General features: G+C 73.1%; 13 protein-coding genes. 7 read left to right on the top strand and 6 right to left on the bottom strand.

Features of this window, described 5'->3' with window-relative positions; all coding sequences use genetic code 11:
• The first annotated feature begins 94 nt into the window (after window positions 1–94).
• A complete protein-coding gene (locus tag IE207_RS29490; protein WP_190187378.1) occupies window positions 95–1,717 on the top strand; it encodes an alpha/beta fold hydrolase in 1,623 nt (540 codons plus the stop codon).
• A gap of 113 nt (window positions 1,718–1,830) precedes the next feature.
• On the opposite strand, the gene hemQ is transcribed toward IE207_RS29490, so the two are convergent.
• Window positions 1,831–2,544 (bottom strand): hydrogen peroxide-dependent heme synthase, encoded by a 714-nt coding sequence (gene hemQ, locus IE207_RS29485; RefSeq protein WP_190187377.1) that lies wholly within the window; start codon window positions 2,542–2,544, stop codon window positions 1,831–1,833.
• A 23-nt stretch (window positions 2,545–2,567) separates the two neighbouring features.
• A complete protein-coding gene (hemG, locus tag IE207_RS29480; protein ID WP_229874129.1) occupies window positions 2,568–4,028 on the bottom strand; it encodes a protoporphyrinogen oxidase in 1,461 nt (486 codons plus the stop codon).
• A 160-nt stretch (window positions 4,029–4,188) separates the two neighbouring features.
• On the opposite strand from hemG, the gene IE207_RS29475 reads away from it, so the two are divergent.
• Window positions 4,189–5,571, top strand: coding sequence for an FAD-dependent oxidoreductase (locus tag IE207_RS29475; RefSeq protein ID WP_190187376.1), 1,383 nt, complete (start codon window positions 4,189–4,191; stop codon window positions 5,569–5,571).
• A gap of 328 nt (window positions 5,572–5,899) precedes the next feature.
• Here the strand turns inward: IE207_RS29475 and hemE are convergent, their stop codons facing one another.
• Entirely contained in the window at window positions 5,900–6,964 is a 1,065-nt protein-coding gene (gene hemE, locus IE207_RS29470; protein ID WP_190187375.1) for a uroporphyrinogen decarboxylase, read from the bottom strand.
• Between the two features lie 91 nt (window positions 6,965–7,055).
• Here hemE and IE207_RS29465 point away from each other — a divergent pair, with 91 nt between their 5' ends.
• The 5 genes from IE207_RS29465 (at window position 7,056) to IE207_RS29445 (ending at window position 13,603) form a co-directional block, all read left to right on the top strand.
• The gene (locus tag IE207_RS29465; protein ID WP_190187374.1) at window positions 7,056–7,712 is read left to right on the top strand and encodes a DUF3000 domain-containing protein; all 657 of its coding nucleotides are present in this window, start codon (window positions 7,056–7,058) and stop codon (window positions 7,710–7,712) included.
• 262 nt (window positions 7,713–7,974) lie between these two features.
• The gene (locus IE207_RS29460; protein WP_007267191.1) at window positions 7,975–8,637 is read left to right on the top strand and encodes a helix-turn-helix transcriptional regulator; all 663 of its coding nucleotides are present in this window, start codon (window positions 7,975–7,977) and stop codon (window positions 8,635–8,637) included.
• A gap of 135 nt (window positions 8,638–8,772) precedes the next feature.
• Window positions 8,773–10,044, top strand: coding sequence for a ribonuclease D (locus tag IE207_RS29455; protein WP_190187373.1), 1,272 nt, complete (start codon window positions 8,773–8,775; stop codon window positions 10,042–10,044).
• A 206-nt stretch (window positions 10,045–10,250) separates the two neighbouring features.
• Entirely contained in the window at window positions 10,251–11,477 is a 1,227-nt protein-coding gene (locus IE207_RS29450) for a thiolase family protein (protein ID WP_190187372.1), read from the top strand.
• Window positions 11,474–13,603 carry a 3-hydroxyacyl-CoA dehydrogenase NAD-binding domain-containing protein gene (locus IE207_RS29445; RefSeq protein ID WP_190187371.1) on the top strand — a complete coding sequence of 710 codons (2,130 nt, stop codon included), beginning with the start codon at window positions 11,474–11,476 and terminating at the stop codon, window positions 13,601–13,603. The genes IE207_RS29450 and IE207_RS29445 overlap by 4 nt, the downstream gene beginning before the upstream one ends.
• A 92-nt stretch (window positions 13,604–13,695) precedes the next feature.
• Here IE207_RS29445 and IE207_RS29440 read toward each other — a convergent pair whose 3' ends face one another.
• From IE207_RS29440 to IE207_RS29430, 3 genes are read right to left on the bottom strand one after another with little or no spacing between them, the layout of a single operon-like run.
• Entirely contained in the window at window positions 13,696–14,958 is a 1,263-nt protein-coding gene (locus tag IE207_RS29440) for a phosphodiester glycosidase family protein (RefSeq protein ID WP_190187370.1), read from the bottom strand.
• Window positions 14,951–15,667 carry an Ig-like domain-containing protein gene (locus IE207_RS29435; RefSeq protein WP_190187369.1) on the bottom strand — a complete coding sequence of 239 codons (717 nt, stop codon included), beginning with the start codon at window positions 15,665–15,667 and terminating at the stop codon, window positions 14,951–14,953. The genes IE207_RS29440 and IE207_RS29435 overlap by 8 nt, the downstream gene beginning before the upstream one ends.
• Window positions 15,664–16,431 carry a rhamnogalacturonan acetylesterase gene (locus IE207_RS29430; protein ID WP_190187368.1) on the bottom strand — a complete coding sequence of 256 codons (768 nt, stop codon included), beginning with the start codon at window positions 16,429–16,431 and terminating at the stop codon, window positions 15,664–15,666. The genes IE207_RS29435 and IE207_RS29430 overlap by 4 nt, the downstream gene beginning before the upstream one ends.
• Window positions 16,432–16,452: the final 21 nt, after the last annotated feature.

The raw sequence follows: 16,452 nt of genomic DNA, 5'->3' as shown, positions 1-16,452 counted from the left end.
GGGCGGAGCCGGGGCGACACCCGGGGCGGGGTGCTGTACAGCGACGCCCGGGAGGCATCTGATCGGACCACCCGATGAGAGGAGAGGGCCGCCCATGCGCAGGAAGCCCGCACGCCGCGCGATCGCCGCGGCGGTCCTCTCCCTCGCCCTGGCCGGTCCCGTCCCGGCCCGGGCGGCCGATGGGGACGCCGAGGCCGCCGGGGCCGAACTCGTCGCCCGCAACCCGCCGCCGCTCCACTTCGGGCCCTGCCCCGACGCCGAGGCACTGCCGGACCCCGTCCGCTGCGCGACGTTGCGCGTCCCGCTCGACTACGCCCGCCCCGACGGCCCCCGGATCTCCCTCACCGTCAGCCGGGCCCCGGCCACCGGCCGCGGCGGAGCGGCCCGCCAGGGCGCCCTCCTCTACAACCCGGGCGGCCCCGGCGCCTCCGGGATGGCCTTCCCGCTCTACGGCGCCCTGCCCGCCTGGGAGCACCTCGCCGCCGCCTACGACCTCGTCGGGTACGCCCCCCGCGGGGTCGGCCGCTCCGACCCGCTGTCCTGCCAGGACCCGGCCGCCCGCGCGAAAGCACCCACCCAGGCCGTCCCGGCCGACCCCTCCCCCGCGTACAAGGGGCAACGGGCCGCTGCCGCCCGGGCCTACGCCCTCGGCTGCGCCCGCCGGGCCGGCTCCGCCCTGCCGTACTACACGACCCTGAACAACGTCCGGGACCTGTACGTGCTCCGCGCCGCGCTCGGCGAGGCGAAGCTGAACTTCCTGGGCGCCTCGTACGGCACCTACCTGGGGGCCGTCTACGCCACCCTCTACCCGGGCCACCTGCGCCGGATGGTCTTCGACTCGGCCGTCGACCCCGACCCGGACCGCGTCTGGTACCGGAACAACCTCGACCAGGGCCCCGGCTTCGAACGCCGCTGGTACGACTTCCGCGCCTGGGCCGCCCGCCACCACACCACGTACGGCCTCGGCGCCACCCCGGAAGCCGTCCTCGGCGCCTACGAACGCGTCCGGGACGCACTGGCCCGTAGCCCCGCGGGCGGCGTGGTCGGGACGGGCGAACTCCACGCCGCCTTCCTCCAGACCGCGTACTACGACGACGTCTGGCCGGACCGGGCCCGGGCACTGGCCGCCTACCTGCGCGGCGACCCGGGCCCGCTGACGGAGCAGGCCGCACCGGACCCGGAGCGCGCCGCCGCCGCCGAGAACGCGACGGCCGTCTACACGGCGGTGCTGTGCAACGACGCCCCCTGGCCGGCCGACTGGGAGACGTGGGACCGGGACAACTCCGAGGTGGCGCGCCGGGCGCCGTTCGAGACCTGGGCCAACGCGTTCCTCAACCTGCCCTGCGCGTCCTGGCCGGTGCGCGAGCGGCAGCGGCCCGTGGACGTCGGAGCCGGGTTGCCGGCGCTCCCCCGCACCCTGATCGTGGCGGCGGAGCGGGACGGGGCGACGCCCTATCCGGGCGCGCTGGAGCTCCAACGGCGCCTCGGCCCGTCGGCCGCGCTGGTCACGGAGGCGGGGGCGGGCCACCACGGGGTGGCCGGCGGTCGCAACGCCTGCGTCGACCGTCAGGTGGAGCGGTACTTGCTGACGGGTGGCACCCCGAGGTGGCGTGCCACGTGTGCGCCGCATCCGGAGCCCGCACCGGTGTCGCTGGACGAGCGGGCGGCCGGCACCCGGGGGAATGCTCCCAGGGCGCTGCTGCCGCCGGTCGTCTGAACTTCCGGGCGGGATCTCCGGCTGCGTCGATTCGGGGGCGGGGCCTCCCGATCACCGGATGGCCGCTCCTGTCGTGGAGCGGACTCCTCCGGTCCTTCCCCCCAGGGGAGGTATCAGGCGAGCCCGGCCACCAGATCGGCGACGGACTTGCGGCGTCCGGTGTAGAAGGGCACCTCTTCACGGACGTGCATACGGGCCTCGGAGGCGCGCAGGTGGCGCATGAGGTCGACGATGCGCCACAGTTCGTCGGCCTCGAAGGCCAGCAGCCACTCGTAGTCGCCGAGCGAGAACGAGGCGACGGTGTTGGCCCGCACGTCGGGGTAGCCGCGGGCCATCTTGCCGTGGTCGGCGAGCATGCGGCGGCGGTCGTCGTCGGGCAGCAGGTACCAGTCGTACGAGCGCACGAAGGGGTACACGCTGACGTAGTCGCGCGGGTTCTCGTCGGCCAGGAACGCCGGGATGTGGGACTTGTTGAACTCGGCCGGGCGGTGCAGGGCCATGTTCGACCAGACCGGCTCCAGGGAGCGGCCCAGCTTGGTGCGGCGGAAGAGGTTGTAAGCGGTCTGCAGCTCGTCCGCCGTCTCCGCGTGCCACCAGATCATGATGTCAGCGTCGGCGCGCAGGCCGGAGACGTCATAGGTGCCGCGGACGGTGATGTCCTTGGCGGCCAGCTGATCGAAGAGTTCCTGGACCTCGTCGGCGAAGCCGGTGCGGTCCTCCGGGAGAACGTCCTTCAGCTTGAAGACGGACCACAGGGTGTAGCGAATGACCTCGTTCAGGTCCTTCGCCTTCTTCCCCGCGTTGGGAATCTTCTCTGGTGCAGTCATGTGCCTATTGTCCCGTGTGCTGATCAGTGGTCTGTGCCAGGGGTGCCGAACGTGCCCCCGAGCGCGCCGAGCACCACGTCGGCGGCCTTGCCCGCGCTCGCGACGCACGCCGGGATCCCCACGCCGTCGTAGAGCGCGCCGCACACCGCGAAGCCCGGCAGGGCGGCGACGGCGGCGCGGATGCGGGCGACGCGGGCGAGGTGGCCGACGGGGTACTGGGGCAGGCCGCCGTCCCAGCGGGTGACGGTGGAGGCGACCGGGCGGGCCGCGAGGCCCACGGCCTCGCCGAGGTCGCCGAGGGAGACCTCGACCAGCTCGGCGTCCTCGTGCCCCAACGCGGCCTCGTCGCCGTGGCGGCCCACGGACGTGCGCAGCAGGAAGAGGTCCGGATCGGCGCCCGACCAGGCCCACTTGTTGCTGGAGAAGGTGGAGGCCTTGATGGTGCGGCCGTCGACGGGCGGTACGAGGAACCCGCTGGCCCCGCCGTCGGTGATCGCGGTCGGCAGTTCGGAGCGCCGGAAGGCCATGGTCACCAGTGCCACCGAGGCGTACTCGACGGCGCGCAGCTCCGCGGCGGCCGTGGGCGCGAGCGCGTCGAGCAGCCGGGCGGCGGGTCCGGCCGGGGTGGCCAGGACCACGCCGTCGGCCTCTATGACCTCGGATCCGGCGACCACGCGCCAGCCTTCGGGCGTACGGATGACCTCTCGCACGGGACGACCGGTGTGCAAGTCCGCTCCGGCGGCCCGGCAGGCCTCGGCCACCGCGAGCGGGAGCCGCCCGACGCCGCCCTCGATCCCGGCGAAGACCGGACCGCCCGCCTGGGGCAGTGCCTCCGCCCGGCGCCGCAGTTCCCGTACGCCCTCGCCCAGCAGCGCGTGCGTACGGGCGGCCTCGTAGAGCTGCGGCACGGCGGCCCGCATCGAGATCCGGTAGGCGTCGCCCGCGTAGACCCCGCCGAGCAGCGGTTCCACGAGCCGGTCGACCACCTCGCGGCCGAGGCGCGCTGCGACGTACTCGCCGACGGCGACGTCCTCACCGATCTCGGCGGGCGGCAGCGTCGGCTCGGCCTCGATCCGGGCCAGGCCCTCGGCGGAGAGCACGCCGGAGGCGGCGAGGGGGTCCAAGTCGCCCGGGACGCCCATGACATGGCCGTGCGGCATGGGCCGTAGCGCGCCGCGGGTCCACAAGTGCGCGGTGGCGGTGGCGGGCGACCGGAGCGCGTCGCCGAGCCCCACGGCCCGGGTCAGGGCCACGGCTTCGGGGCGGCGGGCGAGCATGGATTCCGCGCCGAGGTCGACGGGGACACCGGCCAGTTCGCCGGCGTGCAGCTTGCCGCCGAGGCGCGGGCCGGCCTCCAGGAGCGTGACGCGGACCCCGTCGCCGAGCAGCCGGTGGGCGGCCGCCAGGCCGGCGATGCCGCCGCCGATGACGACGACGTGGCCGGAGGTGGCCGGCCGGTCCGTACGCATGTCCGCTTCGTGCATGGACACATCGTCTCAGACCGATCAACGCGGCCGGGCCCGGGTCCTCGTCGCCGGCAGCGGCCGGGAGGGGGCCGGGAACGGGAACGGAACACGCATTCGGCCGTTCGCCCGTAGCGTGTCCTGCACGTGACGGTGGCGCAGGCGGAGGACGGTGCGGACGATGGCAGCGGAACGGCTGGTGGTGGTCGGCGGCGATGCGGCGGGGATGGCCGCCGCTTCCCAGGCCCGGCGGTTGAAGGGTCCGGAGGAGCTCGCGATCACCGCCTTCGAGCGCGGGCACTTCACCTCGTACTCGGCGTGCGGCATCCCGTACTGGATCGGTGGACGGGTCGCGGAGCGGGACGAGTTGATCGCCCGGACCCCCGAGGAGCACCGGGCTCGCGACATCGACCTGCGCATGCGCACCGAGGTCGTGGAGCTCGACCTCGCGGGGCGGCGGGTGCGCGCCCGGGACCTCGAATCGGGCGCCGAGGACTGGACCGGGTACGACAAGCTCGTGCTGGCGACGGGCGCCCGCCCGGTCCGCCCGCGGCTGCCCGGCATCGGCGCGCACCGGGTGCACGGGGTGCAGACCCTGGACGACGGGCAGCGCCTGATGGACACCCTGGAGCGGACGCGGGGCCGCAGGGCGGTCGTGGTCGGCGCGGGTTACATCGGCGTGGAGATGGCGGAGGCGCTGGTGGGGCGCGGCTTCGAGGTGACGGTGCTGCACCGCGGCGAGCAGCCGATGGCCACCCTGGACCCGGACATGGGCGCGCTGGTGCACGGTGCGATGAACCGCATGGGCATCCGTACGGTGGCCGGGGCCGAGGTGACGAAGATCCTCACGGACGAGGAGGGCCGGGCCGTGGCGGTGGCCACGGCGGCGGGTGACGAGTACCCGGCGGACGTGGTCGTGCTGGGCATCGGCGTCGAGCCCCGTACCGCCCTGGCCCGGGCGGCGGGGCTGCCGCTCGGCGAGTCGGGCGGGCTGCTGACGGACCTGTCGATGCGGGTCCGGGGCCACGAGGACATCTGGTCGGGCGGCGACTGCGTGGAGGTCCTGGACCTGGTGGCGGGCCGCAACCGGCACATCCCGCTGGGCACGCACGCCAACAAGCACGGCCAGGTGATCGGCGCGGGCGTCGGCGGCGGCTACGCGACGTTCCCGGGCGTGGTGGGCACGGCGGTGAGCAAGGTGTGCGAGCTGGAGATCGCGCGGACGGGGCTGCGCGAGAAGGACGCGCTGGCGGCGGGGCTGCGCTTCGTGACGGCGACGATCGAGTCGACCACGACGGCGGGCTACTACCCGGGCGCGGCGAAGACGACGGTCAAGATGCTGGCGGAGCGGCGGACGGGGCGGCTGCTCGGGGTGCAGATCGTCGGCGGCGCCGGGTCCGCTAAGCGGGTGGACATCGCGGCGGTGGCCTTGACGGCCGGTATGACGGTGGAGCAGGTGGTGTCGCTGGACCTGGGCTACGCCCCGCCGTTCTCACCCGTGTGGGACCCGATCCTGGTGGCGGCCCGCCGCGCGGTCAGCGCGGTGCGGGCGGCGGACGCGTAGGCGGCCCTGCGGGGCCGGCGCCTCAAACGCCGGCGGGCCGGTCTTTCCAGCCCGTCCGGCGTTTGAGGACCGGGTCCGGGCGGAGCCCGGTGAACGGAGGAAGGGCGGGGCCGGCTCCGTGCAGCGGTCCCTCCGCCCGCCCGGACCCCTCTAGGGCGTGTTTCGAAAGTAGCGCCGGCCGCCCGAAGGGCGGGCCCCGCGGCGTCCGGTGCGTGCGATCGCAAGGCGGAGGGTCGCCCTCGTACCGGGCCGTACGCGGGCGATCCCGACAACGCGGCGAGCGTGCGTGCCGGGCGTCGCGGGGCAGGCGGGACTTTCGAAACGCGCCCTAGCGCTGCGTGCGGGTGTGGACGTAGTCCACGAGGCGGGTCAGGGCGTCGGGGTCCGTGGTCGGCAGGACGCCGTGGCCGAGGTTGAAGACGTGACCCTCCAGGCCGGCCGCGGCCGCGAGGACCTCGTCCGCCTTGCCCCGCACCGCGTCCTCGGTGGAGAACAGCACCGCCGGGTCCAGGTTGCCCTGGAGCGCCTTGCCGGGGCCGACCCGGCGGGCGGCCTCGTCGAGCGCGACCCGGTAGTCGACGCCCACGACGTCCGCCCCGGCCTCGCCCATCAGGCCGAGCAGCTCGCCCGTGCCCACGCCGAAGTGGATGCGCGGGACTCCGTACGAGGCGACGGACTGCAGGACCTTCGCCGAAGCGGGCATCACCGAGCGGCGGTAGTCCGCCGGGGCCAGCGCGCCGACCCAGGAGTCGAAGAGCTGGACCGCGGAGGCCCCGGCCTCGATCTGGACCTTGAGGAACGAGGCGGTGATCTCCGCCAGCCGGTCCAGCAGGTCCGCCCAGAGCTGCGGGTCCCCGTACATCAGGGCCTTGGTGTGCTCGTGGTTCTTCGACGGGCCGCCCTCGACCAGGTAGCTCGCGAGGGTGAAAGGCGCGCCGGCGAACCCGATCAACGGCGTGGAGCCGAGTTCACCCGTGAGCATGCCGATCGCCTCGGTGACGTACGAGACGTCCTCGGGGGTGAGGTCGCGCAGCTGTGCGAGGTCCTCGCGGCGGCGGATCGGCTGGGCGACGACCGGGCCCACGCCCGGCTTGATGTCCAGGTCGACGCCGATGGCCTTGAGCGGCACCACGATGTCGGAGAAGAAGATCGCCGCGTCCACGCCGTGGCGCCGCACCGGCTGGAGCGTGATCTCGGTGACCAGGTCGGGGCGCATGCAGGACTCCAGCATGGCCGTGCCCTCGCGCACCTTGCGGTACTCGGGGAGGGAGCGCCCGGCCTGCCGCATGAACCACACCGGGGTGTGCGGCACCGGCTCGCGCCGGCACGCCTTCAGGAAGGCGGAATCGTACGTCTGACTCGGCTGGCCCGTCGGGCGGTCAATGGCGCTCACGACCCGAATCTTCGCACGTATGAAGAAGTGCCCGGCCCGGTGCGGGTGTCCCTGCGCCGCACGGGCGCTCGTTCCGCCTAGTCTTCCCCGCATGGCTGCGGCTCAGGGACGATTTTCAGATGGCGCTGACGGTATGGACAGCGCGGAGGAGAGCTCCGTCCCGCTCCCGTTCCGGCGGGCGGTCGACGGCTTGAGGAAGGCGCGGCTGCGGACGGGCATCGAGATCGACCCGACGAAGCCGCCCCGGAAGCTGGCCCCGCACGCCTACGCCCTGGAGGCGGCGGTCGTCGACGGCGAGGACGACCTGGCCGACGGCCGGCTGATCCTGCTCCACGATCCGGCGGGGCACGACGCCTGGCAGGGCACCTTCCGGCTGGTGACGCTCGTACGGGCGGAACTGGAGCAGGAGATGGCCGCGGACCCGCTCCTGCCGGAGGTCTCCTGGTCCTGGCTGACGGGGGCGCTGGACGCGCGCGGGCTGACGTACGGGGAGGCGAGCGGCACCGTGACCATGGCGAGCTCGCACTACTTCGGCGGTCTCGCGGAGCGGCGTCCCGCCACCCAGATCGAGATCAGGGCCTCCTGGACGCCCCGCGAGGGGGTGGGCGGGGTACCGGACACCGCGGCGCACCTGTCGGCCTGGTGCGAGCTGCTGTGCCAGATCGCCGGGCTGCCGCCGGTGGGTCCGACGGACTCGGGCACGGGCGTTGTCTCCCTGCCACAGCGGCGCGGCCCGCACCACCCGTAAGGAAGGGCCGTACGGCCGCACGCGAGGCTCCCGGCGGCCGCCTCGGCGTCGAACCGGTGTCAGAACAGGGCGCCCGTTGCGGCCTTCTGATCATCGCTTGATCGATCATGCGTCCGAATTGCCCGAATTGTTACTCACCAAATCGTGATCATTCCCTAAAGCCGGGCGGGTGACGTGCCGAAGGAGTCAGTGACCATCAGCACGGTGCGCACCGGCTTCCTTCCCCGAGCCGGACGCCCCGCCACTCCCCCAGGAGGCCTAGGTGTCCGTTCTTCTCGAGCAGCCCGCAAGCCTGGTCGCCTACCGCCCGAACAAGCCGACGGCCATGGTCGTCGTGGCCGACCCGCGCGTCCGTTCCACCGTGACCCGTCATCTGTGGGCCCTCGGAGTACGTGATGTGATCGAGGCGTCGTCCATCGCGGAGGCCCGCCCCCGCGTCGGCAGCCCGCGCGACATCTGCGTGGCCGACGTACACCTGCCCGACGGTTCCGGTCTCACCCTGCTCTCCGAGACCCGCGCCGCCGGCTGGCCGAACGGCCTGGCCCTGTCCGCCGCCGACGACATCGGCGCCGTACGCAACGCCCTCGCGGGCGGAGTCAAGGGCTACGTCGTCACCGGCACCCGGACCAACATCGGGCTCCCCACCCGTCCCGGCGCCGCCCCCATCGGCGCCGCGGCCGCCCGTATGCACCGCCGCCCCCCGGGTGCCCCGAGCCACCCGGGCGGCTACCGCGAGCTCTCCGGCCGCGAGGTCGAGGTCCTGCGCCTCGTCGCGGAGGGCCAGTCCAACAAGGCCATCGGCGTATCGATGGGCCTGTCCGCCCTGACCGTCAAGTCCCACCTCGCCCGGATCGCCCGCAAGCTGGGCACCGGCGACCGGGCCGGGATGGTCGCCGTCGCCCTGCGGACCGGGATCATCCACTGACCCCGCCCGGAGGCTCCTGGGCGACGTCCCGGGGAACCCCCGGGAAACGTCCGCGCCACACCCCGCTCCACTCCCGCGCCCGTCGACGGAACGTTCCGGCGACGGGCGCGTCACATCCACGGATACCCTTGAGCGGTGACCGACGCCCAAGAGACCGCAGCAGACCTGCGCACCACCACCGGGGGCGGCCCCCCGGACGACGTCGACAAGGCGCCGATTCCCTTGCTGGAGCCCCGCGAGGGGATCCCCCCGGTGGTCGCCGACGACGATGCCCTGGCCCGGGTGGTCGCGGCCTTCGCCGCGGGCACCGGCCCCGTCGCCGTGGACGCGGAACGCGCCTCCGGATACCGCTACGGCCAGCGCGCCTACCTCGTGCAGCTGCGCCGCGAAGGCGCCGGATCGGCGCTGATCGACCCGGTGGGATGCCCCGACCTGTCCGCGCTGGGCGACGCCCTGAGCGGTACCGAGTGGATCCTGCACGCCGCCACCCAGGACCTGCCGTGCCTGCGTGAAATAGGCATGACCCCCACCTCCCTGTTCGACACCGAGCTGGCGGGCCGGCTGGCCGGCTTCCCCCGGGTCGGGCTGGGCGCGATGGTCGAGGGCGTGCTGGGCTACGTGCTGGAGAAGGGCCACTCCGCGGTCGACTGGTCCACCCGCCCGCTCCCCGAACCGTGGCTGCGCTACGCCGCGCTCGACGTGGAGCTGCTGGTGGACCTGCGCGACGCGCTGGAGAAGGAACTGGACCGGCAGGGCAAGCTGGAATGGGCCCACCAGGAGTTCGAGGCGATCGCCTCCGCGCCGCCCGCCCCGCCGCGCAAGGACCCGTGGCGCCGGACGTCCGGCATGCACAAGGTGCGCCGGCGTCGGCAGATGGCCGTCGTACGGGAGCTGTGGGAGTCCCGCGACCGGATCGCCCAGCGGCGCGACGTGTCGCCCGGCAAGGTACTGGGGGACGCGGCGATCGTCGAGGCCGCCCTGGCGCTGCCGGCCAACGCCACCGCGCTGTCCGCGCTGCCCGGCTTCGGACAGCGGATGGGGCGCCGGCAGCTGGAGCAGTGGATGGCCGCGGTGGACCGGGCGCGGGCGCTGCCCGAGAGCGAGCTGCCGCAGCCGGGGGCGACCCCGGCCGGCCCGCCGCCGCCGCGTTCCTGGGCGGACAAGGACCCGGCCGCCGCCGCGCGGCTGTCGGCGGCCCGCGCCGCCGTCTCCGCGCTGGCGGAGGGGCTGAACCTGCCGCAGGAGAACCTGATCGCCCCGGACACGGTCCGCCGGCTGTGCTGGGAGCCCCCGCAGCGGCTGGAGCCGGAGACGGTCGCCGAGGCCCTGGCGGGCTACGGCGCCCGCCCGTGGCAGGTCGAGCAGGTCACCCCGTCCCTGGTCGAGGCCCTCGCCGCCACCGCCTGATCACCCACCGAAGCCCCCGGCCCCGCGCCGGGGGCTTTCGCGTGCCCGCTCCGCGCCGGACCGGGCGGGGCGGTGTGACCTTCGCCGCTCCGCGGCCCGGGGCTGTCCACATGGGTTACTCACAAGTAGCATGGGCCGGGTGAGCGCCCGCTCAGTGAGCGCCGCCACGCGCAGCAGTGCCACCCCGCACCTGGAGGAGAGCCAACGTGCCTCGTACCGTCAGGGACGTCGTCTTCGTCGACGGCGTCCGCACCCCGTTCGGCAAGGCGGGCCCGAAGGGCATCTACCACGAGACCCGCGCCGACGACCTCGTCGTGAAGGCGATCCGGGAGCTGCTGCGCCGCAACCCGGACCTGGACCCCGCGAAGATCGACGAGGTCGCCATCGCCGCGACCACGCAGATCGGCGACCAGGGCCTGACGCTGGGCCGCACGGCCGGCATCCTCGCGGGCCTCCCGCAGTCGGTCCCGGGCTACTCGATCGACCGCATGTGCGCCGGCGCGCTGACCGCCGTGACCGCCGTCGCGGGCGGCGTGGCCTTCGGTGCCTACGACGTCGCCCTCGCCGGCGGTGTCGAGCACATGGGCCGCCACCCCATGGGTGAGGGCGTCGACCCGAACCCGCGCTTCGTCTCCGAGAAGCTGGTCGACGAGTCCGCCCTGTTCATGGGCATGACCGCCGAGAACCTGCACGACCGGTACCCGACGATCACCAAGCTCCGCGCCGACGAGTACGCCGTGCGCTCGCAGGAGAAGGCCGCCAAGGCGTACGCCGACGGCAAGATCCAGCAGGACCTGGTCCCGATCTCGGTGCGCAACACCAACGAGGCCGCGGGCGAGACGGGCTGGGGCCTGGTCACCTCCGACGAGCCGATGCGCCCGGGCACCACGCTGGAGAACCTGGCCGGGCTCAAGACCCCGTTCCGTACGCACGGCCGGGTCACCGCGGGCAACGCCGCCGGTCTCAACGACGGTGCCACCGCCGCGATCATCGCGTCCGAGGACTTCGCCCGGGAGAACAACCTCCCGGTCAAGATGCGCCTGGTCTCGTACTCCTTCGCGGGTGTCGAGCCGGAGGTCATGGGCTACGGCCCGATCCCGGCCACCGAGAAGGCCCTCGCCCAGGCCGGTCTGTCGATCTCCGACATCGGCCTGTTCGAGATCAACGAGGCGTTCGCGGTCCAGGTGCTCGCCTTCCTGGAGCACTACGGCATCGCCGACGACGACGCCCGCGTCAACCAGTACGGCGGCGCGATCGCGTTCGGCCACCCGCTCGCCTCCTCCGGCGTGCGCCTGATGACGCAGCTGGCCCGCCAGTTCGAGGAGCAGCCGCACGTCCGCTACGGCCTGACGACCATGTGCGTCGGCTTCGGCATGGGCGCGACGGTCATCTGGGAGAACCCGCACTTCACCTCCGAGGGAGACGCCAAGTGAGCACCACCACTGAGCTCCTCAAGGGCGCGGCCGAGCTGTTCCCGGACGAGGTCGTGACCCAGGCGCACGTACGCCACCTGGACCTGCCGTTCGGTGCCGGGCGCTTCGCGCTCATCACGCTGGACAACGGCTTCGACCACACCAAGCCGACCACCTTCGGCCCGCAGTCCCTCGCCAACCTGAACGCGGCGATCGACCAGGTCGAGCAGGAGGCCACGGCCGGCTCCATCGTCGGCGCGGGCATCACCGGCAAGCCGTTCATCTTCGCGGTCGGCGCCGACCTCAAGGGTGTCGAGCTCCTCAAGAACCACGACGAGGCGCTCGCCATCGGCAAGGGCGGCCACGACGTCTTCAAGCGGCTGTCGGCCCTGGCCGTCCCCACCTTCGCGTACTACAACGGTGCGGCGATGGGCGGCGGCGTCGAGGTCGGTCTGCACTGCACCTACCGCACCGTCTCGAAGGCCATCCCGGCCTTCTCCCTGCCCGAGGTCTTCCTCGGCCTGGTTCCGGGCTGGGGCGGCTGCGCACTGCTGCCGAACCTGATCGGCGCGGAGCGCGCGGTCTCGGTGATCATCGAGAACTCGCTGAACCAGAACCGCCAGCTCAAGGGCAAGCAGGTCTTCGAACTGGGCATCGCCGACGCCCTGTTCGAGGGCGCGGACTTCCTGGAGCAGTCGCTCCTGTGGACCGCGAACGTCCTGAACGGCACCACCGAGGTCGTCCGCGCCGAGATCGAGCGCGGCGAGGCCTGGGACGCGGCCGTCGCCAAGGGCCGCTTCATCGCGGACTCCAAGGTGCACGGCGCCGCCCCGGCCGCCTACCGCGCGCTGGAGATCATCGCGGCCGCCAAGGACGGCGACCTCCAGGCCGGTTTCGACGCCGAGGACAAGGCTCTTGCCGACCTCATCATGGGCGGCGAACTGCGCTCGGGCATCTACGCCTTCAACCTGGTGCAGAAGCGCGCCAAGCGCCCGGCCGGCGCTCCGGACAAGTCGCTGGCCCGTCCGGTCACCAAGGTCGGCGTGGTCGGCGCGGGCCTGATGGCCTCGCAGCTGGCGCTGCTGTTCCTGCGCCGCCTGGAGGTTCCGGTGGTCCTCACCGACATCGACCAGGAGCGTGTGGACAAGGGCGTGGGCTACGTCCACGCCGAGATCCAGAAGCTGCTCGGCAAGGGCCGCATCAACCAGGACAAGGCGAACCGCCTGACCGCCCTGGTGAGCGGTGTCCTGGACAAGGCCGAGGGCTTCGCGGACGCGGACTTCATCATCGAGGCCGTGTTCGAGGAGATGTCCGTCAAGCAGAAGGTGTTCGCGGAGGTCGAGGCGGTCGCCCCGGCGCACGCGATCCTCGCCACCAACACCTCCTCGCTGTCGGTGTCGGAGATGGCCTCCAAGCTCCAGCACCCGGAGCGCGTGGTCGGTTTCCACTTCTTCAACCCGGTCGCGATCCTCCCGCTGCTGGAGATCGTCCGCGGTGAGCAGACCGACGACGCCTCGCTGGCCACGGCCTTCGGTGTCGCCAAGAAGCTCAAGAAGACCGCGGTCCTCACCAAGGACGCCCCGGCGTTCGTCGTGAACCGCATCCTGACCCGCTTCATGGGCGAGATCCAGAACGTCATCGACGAGGGCACCCCGGTGGAGACCGCGGAGAAGGCCATCGAGCCGCTCGGCCTGCCCATGTCGCCGCTGGTGCTGCTGGAGCTCGTGGGCCCGGCGATCGGTCTGCACGTCTCCGAGACCCTGAACCGCTCCTTCCCGGAGCGCTTCACCGTCTCCCCGAACCTCAAGAGGGTCGTCGAGGCCGGCAAGCGCGGCTTCTACGTCTACGATTCCGGCAAGCCGGAGCTGGACCCCGAGGTCGCCGCCCTCCTGGTGCAGGGCGACTCGGTCCTGACCGAGGAGCAGGTGCGCGACCGCGTCCTGGACGCGGTGGCGCAGGAGATCGGCCTGATGCTGGAGGAGGGTGTCGTGGCCGAGGCCCAGGACATCGACCTCTGCCTCATCACGGGCGCCGGCTGGCCCTTCCACTTGGGCGGCATCACGCCGTACCTGGACCGCGAGGGCGTCTCCGAGCGGGTGAACGGCAAGAAGTTCCTCGCCCCCGGCCTGGCGAGCGTCCCGGCGTAACGGGTCACCCGTCGCGCGAAACGGCCGATGCCGCACCACCCCGGCGGGGAGTGGTGCGGCATCGGCCGTTGTCGGTGGTCGGCGCCGGGCTCTCAGTGGTCCAAGAGCGCCAGTGCGTTGGCCACGGGCCGTTCCGTGACCGGTTGCCCTTCGGTCTCCCGGGGCCTGTTGCGTAGTTTCCCGCCCACGACCACGGTCGTGGATCCGCCGCCGTCGAGGCCGACGGCGTTCTCGGCGCCGAGCGAGGCCATGAGGTCGGCGGCCTCGCCGAGCGTTGCCCCGGCGCTCACTCCGGATTCCCGGCCGTCGATCGTCACCAGGAGGAGGGTGCCGTCCGCGGTGACTCCGGCCGCCGTGCGCGGGGCCCTCCTGGTGAGCGCGGCGTCCTCCCCGAGCGCCGACGCCCCGTCACGCAGCAGCCGGTAGCGTCCACCGACCGCCGTCTCGACGGGCCCGGGCACCACCTGCCCCGTCGGGTCCTTCATCCGCACCGAGCGCGTGATCACACTGCCCTTGGGTGCGTGGGCGCGCAGCCAGTCGACGCCGGACCCGATCCCGTAGAGCGTGCTGCCGTTCTTGGGCAGGTTCCCCCCGGCCGGTTTGCGTACGCTCACCACCCGCCCGTCGGCGTCGAGCACCGCCTCCAGGCTGCCCGGGGGGCCGGGCGGAGTCCGGGCGCCCCACTCCTGCGTGAAAGCCACGAGCTCGCTGGTGTCCGTGCACAGCCCGCCGTACGGCTCCTGCATCGGTTCTTCGGTGTCGGACAGCCGGTCGCCGCCGACCCCTCCGCAACCCAGTACGCGGCCCGGGACCCGGTTCAAACCGTCCAGTTCCTGGCTTTCACCGTCGTCCGACGTCACCTGGTCGTCGGTGGTGATCTCGTCGACGCGGGCATCGAGCCGGCCGCCGGTGTAGCCGAGGAGCAGGGCCGGCCGGCCGTTCGTCGCCTCGCTGAGCAGCTTGCCGCCCTCGGCGTAGAGGCCCAGCGGATCGCCTTCGTAGCCGCCGTAGTACTTGCCGGTGTGGATGTCGAAGTAGGAGGCGTTGACGGCTGCCAGCGCCCCGGCCGACGCGGCCATCTTCCGTACCGTCTCGGCGCGGGCGAGGCCGCCGCCGTGCAGGCCCACCACCCGGGCCCGGGTGGTGGGGGCGATGGTCAGCACGTGGATGTGCGAGGGCGAGCGTCCGTCGAGTTCGCGGACGATCGCGCTGTACGAGACGCCCCGGGGCAAGGAGACGTCGCGAGCCTGCTCGTCCGCGGAGTCCCGGCCGGCCGGGGTGCCCGCCGGGCCCGAACAGCCCGTCACGGCGAGGGCCGTCGTCAGCACGACCGCCAGGGCGGTCCTTCTAGCCATGGAAGACATTCAGCGCCCCTGGGGACATGCCGAGGTCACCGATGTGGATGATCACCTCGGACGGATGGGTGTGCCCCGCGAGGTCCTCGTAGGTGCAGGTGAACCGGTCGTATCCCTGGAAGGACGCGGGCGCCTGGTAGGTGACCGACCCGTCGCGGGCGCAGCTGAGCGTTCCGCGACGGGCGGGGGAGACCGCGCTCAGTCTCAGCCCGTCGGCGGTTCCTCCGGGCAGGGTGAGGTGTCCGCCCGGGGCGAGGAACAGGGGCCGGCCGGGGATCACCCGGCGGCGCACGTGGAAGCCGCGGTCCTCGATGCCCGCGGACGGGACGAGTTTCTCGCCCTGGGCGGTCATGAGGCCGACCACGACGCGCGGCATCACGACGGAGCCGTCCGGGGCGTCGTCCCGCACCCTGACCACGCAGGTGGCGGTGATCGCCTGGGTCTCCGGGGCGAAGGCGGCGTAGCGGCCGTTGGGCAGCCGGCGCAGCTGTTGCATGTCCTCCAGGACCACCGCGTCGCCCAGGTCCTCGCCCAGGAGGTAGCCGTAGGTCCGGTAGGCCCCGCCACTGGGCGTCACCGTCATGACGAGCTGGAACCGCTGCCCGGGTACGAGCGCGAGCCCCGGATCGGCGGTGGCCGCCAGGTCGAGCACACCCCCGTACGGGCCCTGCGCGACCCAGGCACGGACCAGCGGGTACCAGCCGCTCATCGCCTGCCTCCCGTGGTCCGGGTCTTGGTCAGGTACGCGAAGGCTGCGTCGTCGGGGAACTCCACGGCCTGGTCGGGGTCGAAGGCCGTTTCCAGATTCCGGAAGCAGGCGGCCGGCAGCAGGAGCCGTGCCCGCATCTCGCTCGCGACGAAGCGGGCACACTCGATCGCGCCGGCGGCCCGCAGGTGGGTGTTGTCCGCCACGCCCTCGGGGTAGTTGGGGTGCTCCCCCGGTGCCAGGTGGAGGAATATCGCCCTGGTTCCCTCCGGGCCGGCCTGCCGCCACCAGGCGACACTCCACTCGTTCAGGTCGATCAGCGGCACGGACAGCCGCACCGCCACCTCGCGCATCGCGGCCGGGTACAGGTGCAGCGGTCGGCGCATGTTGCCGAAACGGTCGAACACCCGCCGCTCGTGCGGAGTGACGAGCACCGGGTGCGCGCCGCGGTCCCGCGCCTCGTCCACGTAGTGCCGCAGATTGGACTGGAACCCGTCGAAGGGCGCGGCGAACAGGTCCTCCCCCGGCTTCATGTCGTTGAGGCCGAAGGAGATCAGCAGCAGATCGCCGGGGGCGATGTGCTCCAGGATCCACCCCAGGCGCCCGCGCTGCACGAAGCTCGTGCTGCTCGCCCCGGCCCGGGCGCAATTGATCACCTCGGGCCCCTGGAGGAACAGGGGCAGGGGCTGGCCCCAACCGGCCATGGGGGCCCTGCTGCGCTGGCGACCGCACACAGTGGATTCGCCCGCCAGGAATACCGACGTCATGGTGCGACTGTCACGTACCTC

It is taken from the genome of Streptomyces cirratus, from assembly GCF_014650775.1.
Taxonomy (GTDB): Bacteria; Actinomycetota; Actinomycetes; order Streptomycetales; family Streptomycetaceae; genus Streptomyces; species Streptomyces cirratus.
This window is presented reverse-complemented; position numbering and strand designations above follow the sequence as displayed.

Excerpts from the sequence above, each read along its gene's own strand:
- IE207_RS29490 (WP_190187378.1), top strand. The coding sequence starts at position 95 with ATGCGCAGGAAGCCCGCACGCCGCGCGATCGCCGCGGCGGTCCTCTCC.
- hemQ (WP_190187377.1), bottom strand. The coding sequence starts at position 2,544 with ATGACTGCACCAGAGAAGATTCCCAACGCGGGGAAGAAGGCGAAGGAC.
- hemG (WP_229874129.1), bottom strand. The coding sequence starts at position 4,028 with ATGCACGAAGCGGACATGCGTACGGACCGGCCGGCCACCTCCGGCCAC.
- IE207_RS29475 (WP_190187376.1), top strand. The coding sequence starts at position 4,189 with ATGGCAGCGGAACGGCTGGTGGTGGTCGGCGGCGATGCGGCGGGGATG.
- IE207_RS29465 (WP_190187374.1), top strand. The coding sequence starts at position 7,056 with ATGGCTGCGGCTCAGGGACGATTTTCAGATGGCGCTGACGGTATGGAC.
- IE207_RS29440 (WP_190187370.1), bottom strand. The coding sequence starts at position 14,958 with ATGGCTAGAAGGACCGCCCTGGCGGTCGTGCTGACGACGGCCCTCGCC.
- IE207_RS29435 (WP_190187369.1), bottom strand. The coding sequence starts at position 15,667 with ATGAGCGGCTGGTACCCGCTGGTCCGTGCCTGGGTCGCGCAGGGCCCG.
- IE207_RS29430 (WP_190187368.1), bottom strand. The coding sequence starts at position 16,431 with ATGACGTCGGTATTCCTGGCGGGCGAATCCACTGTGTGCGGTCGCCAG.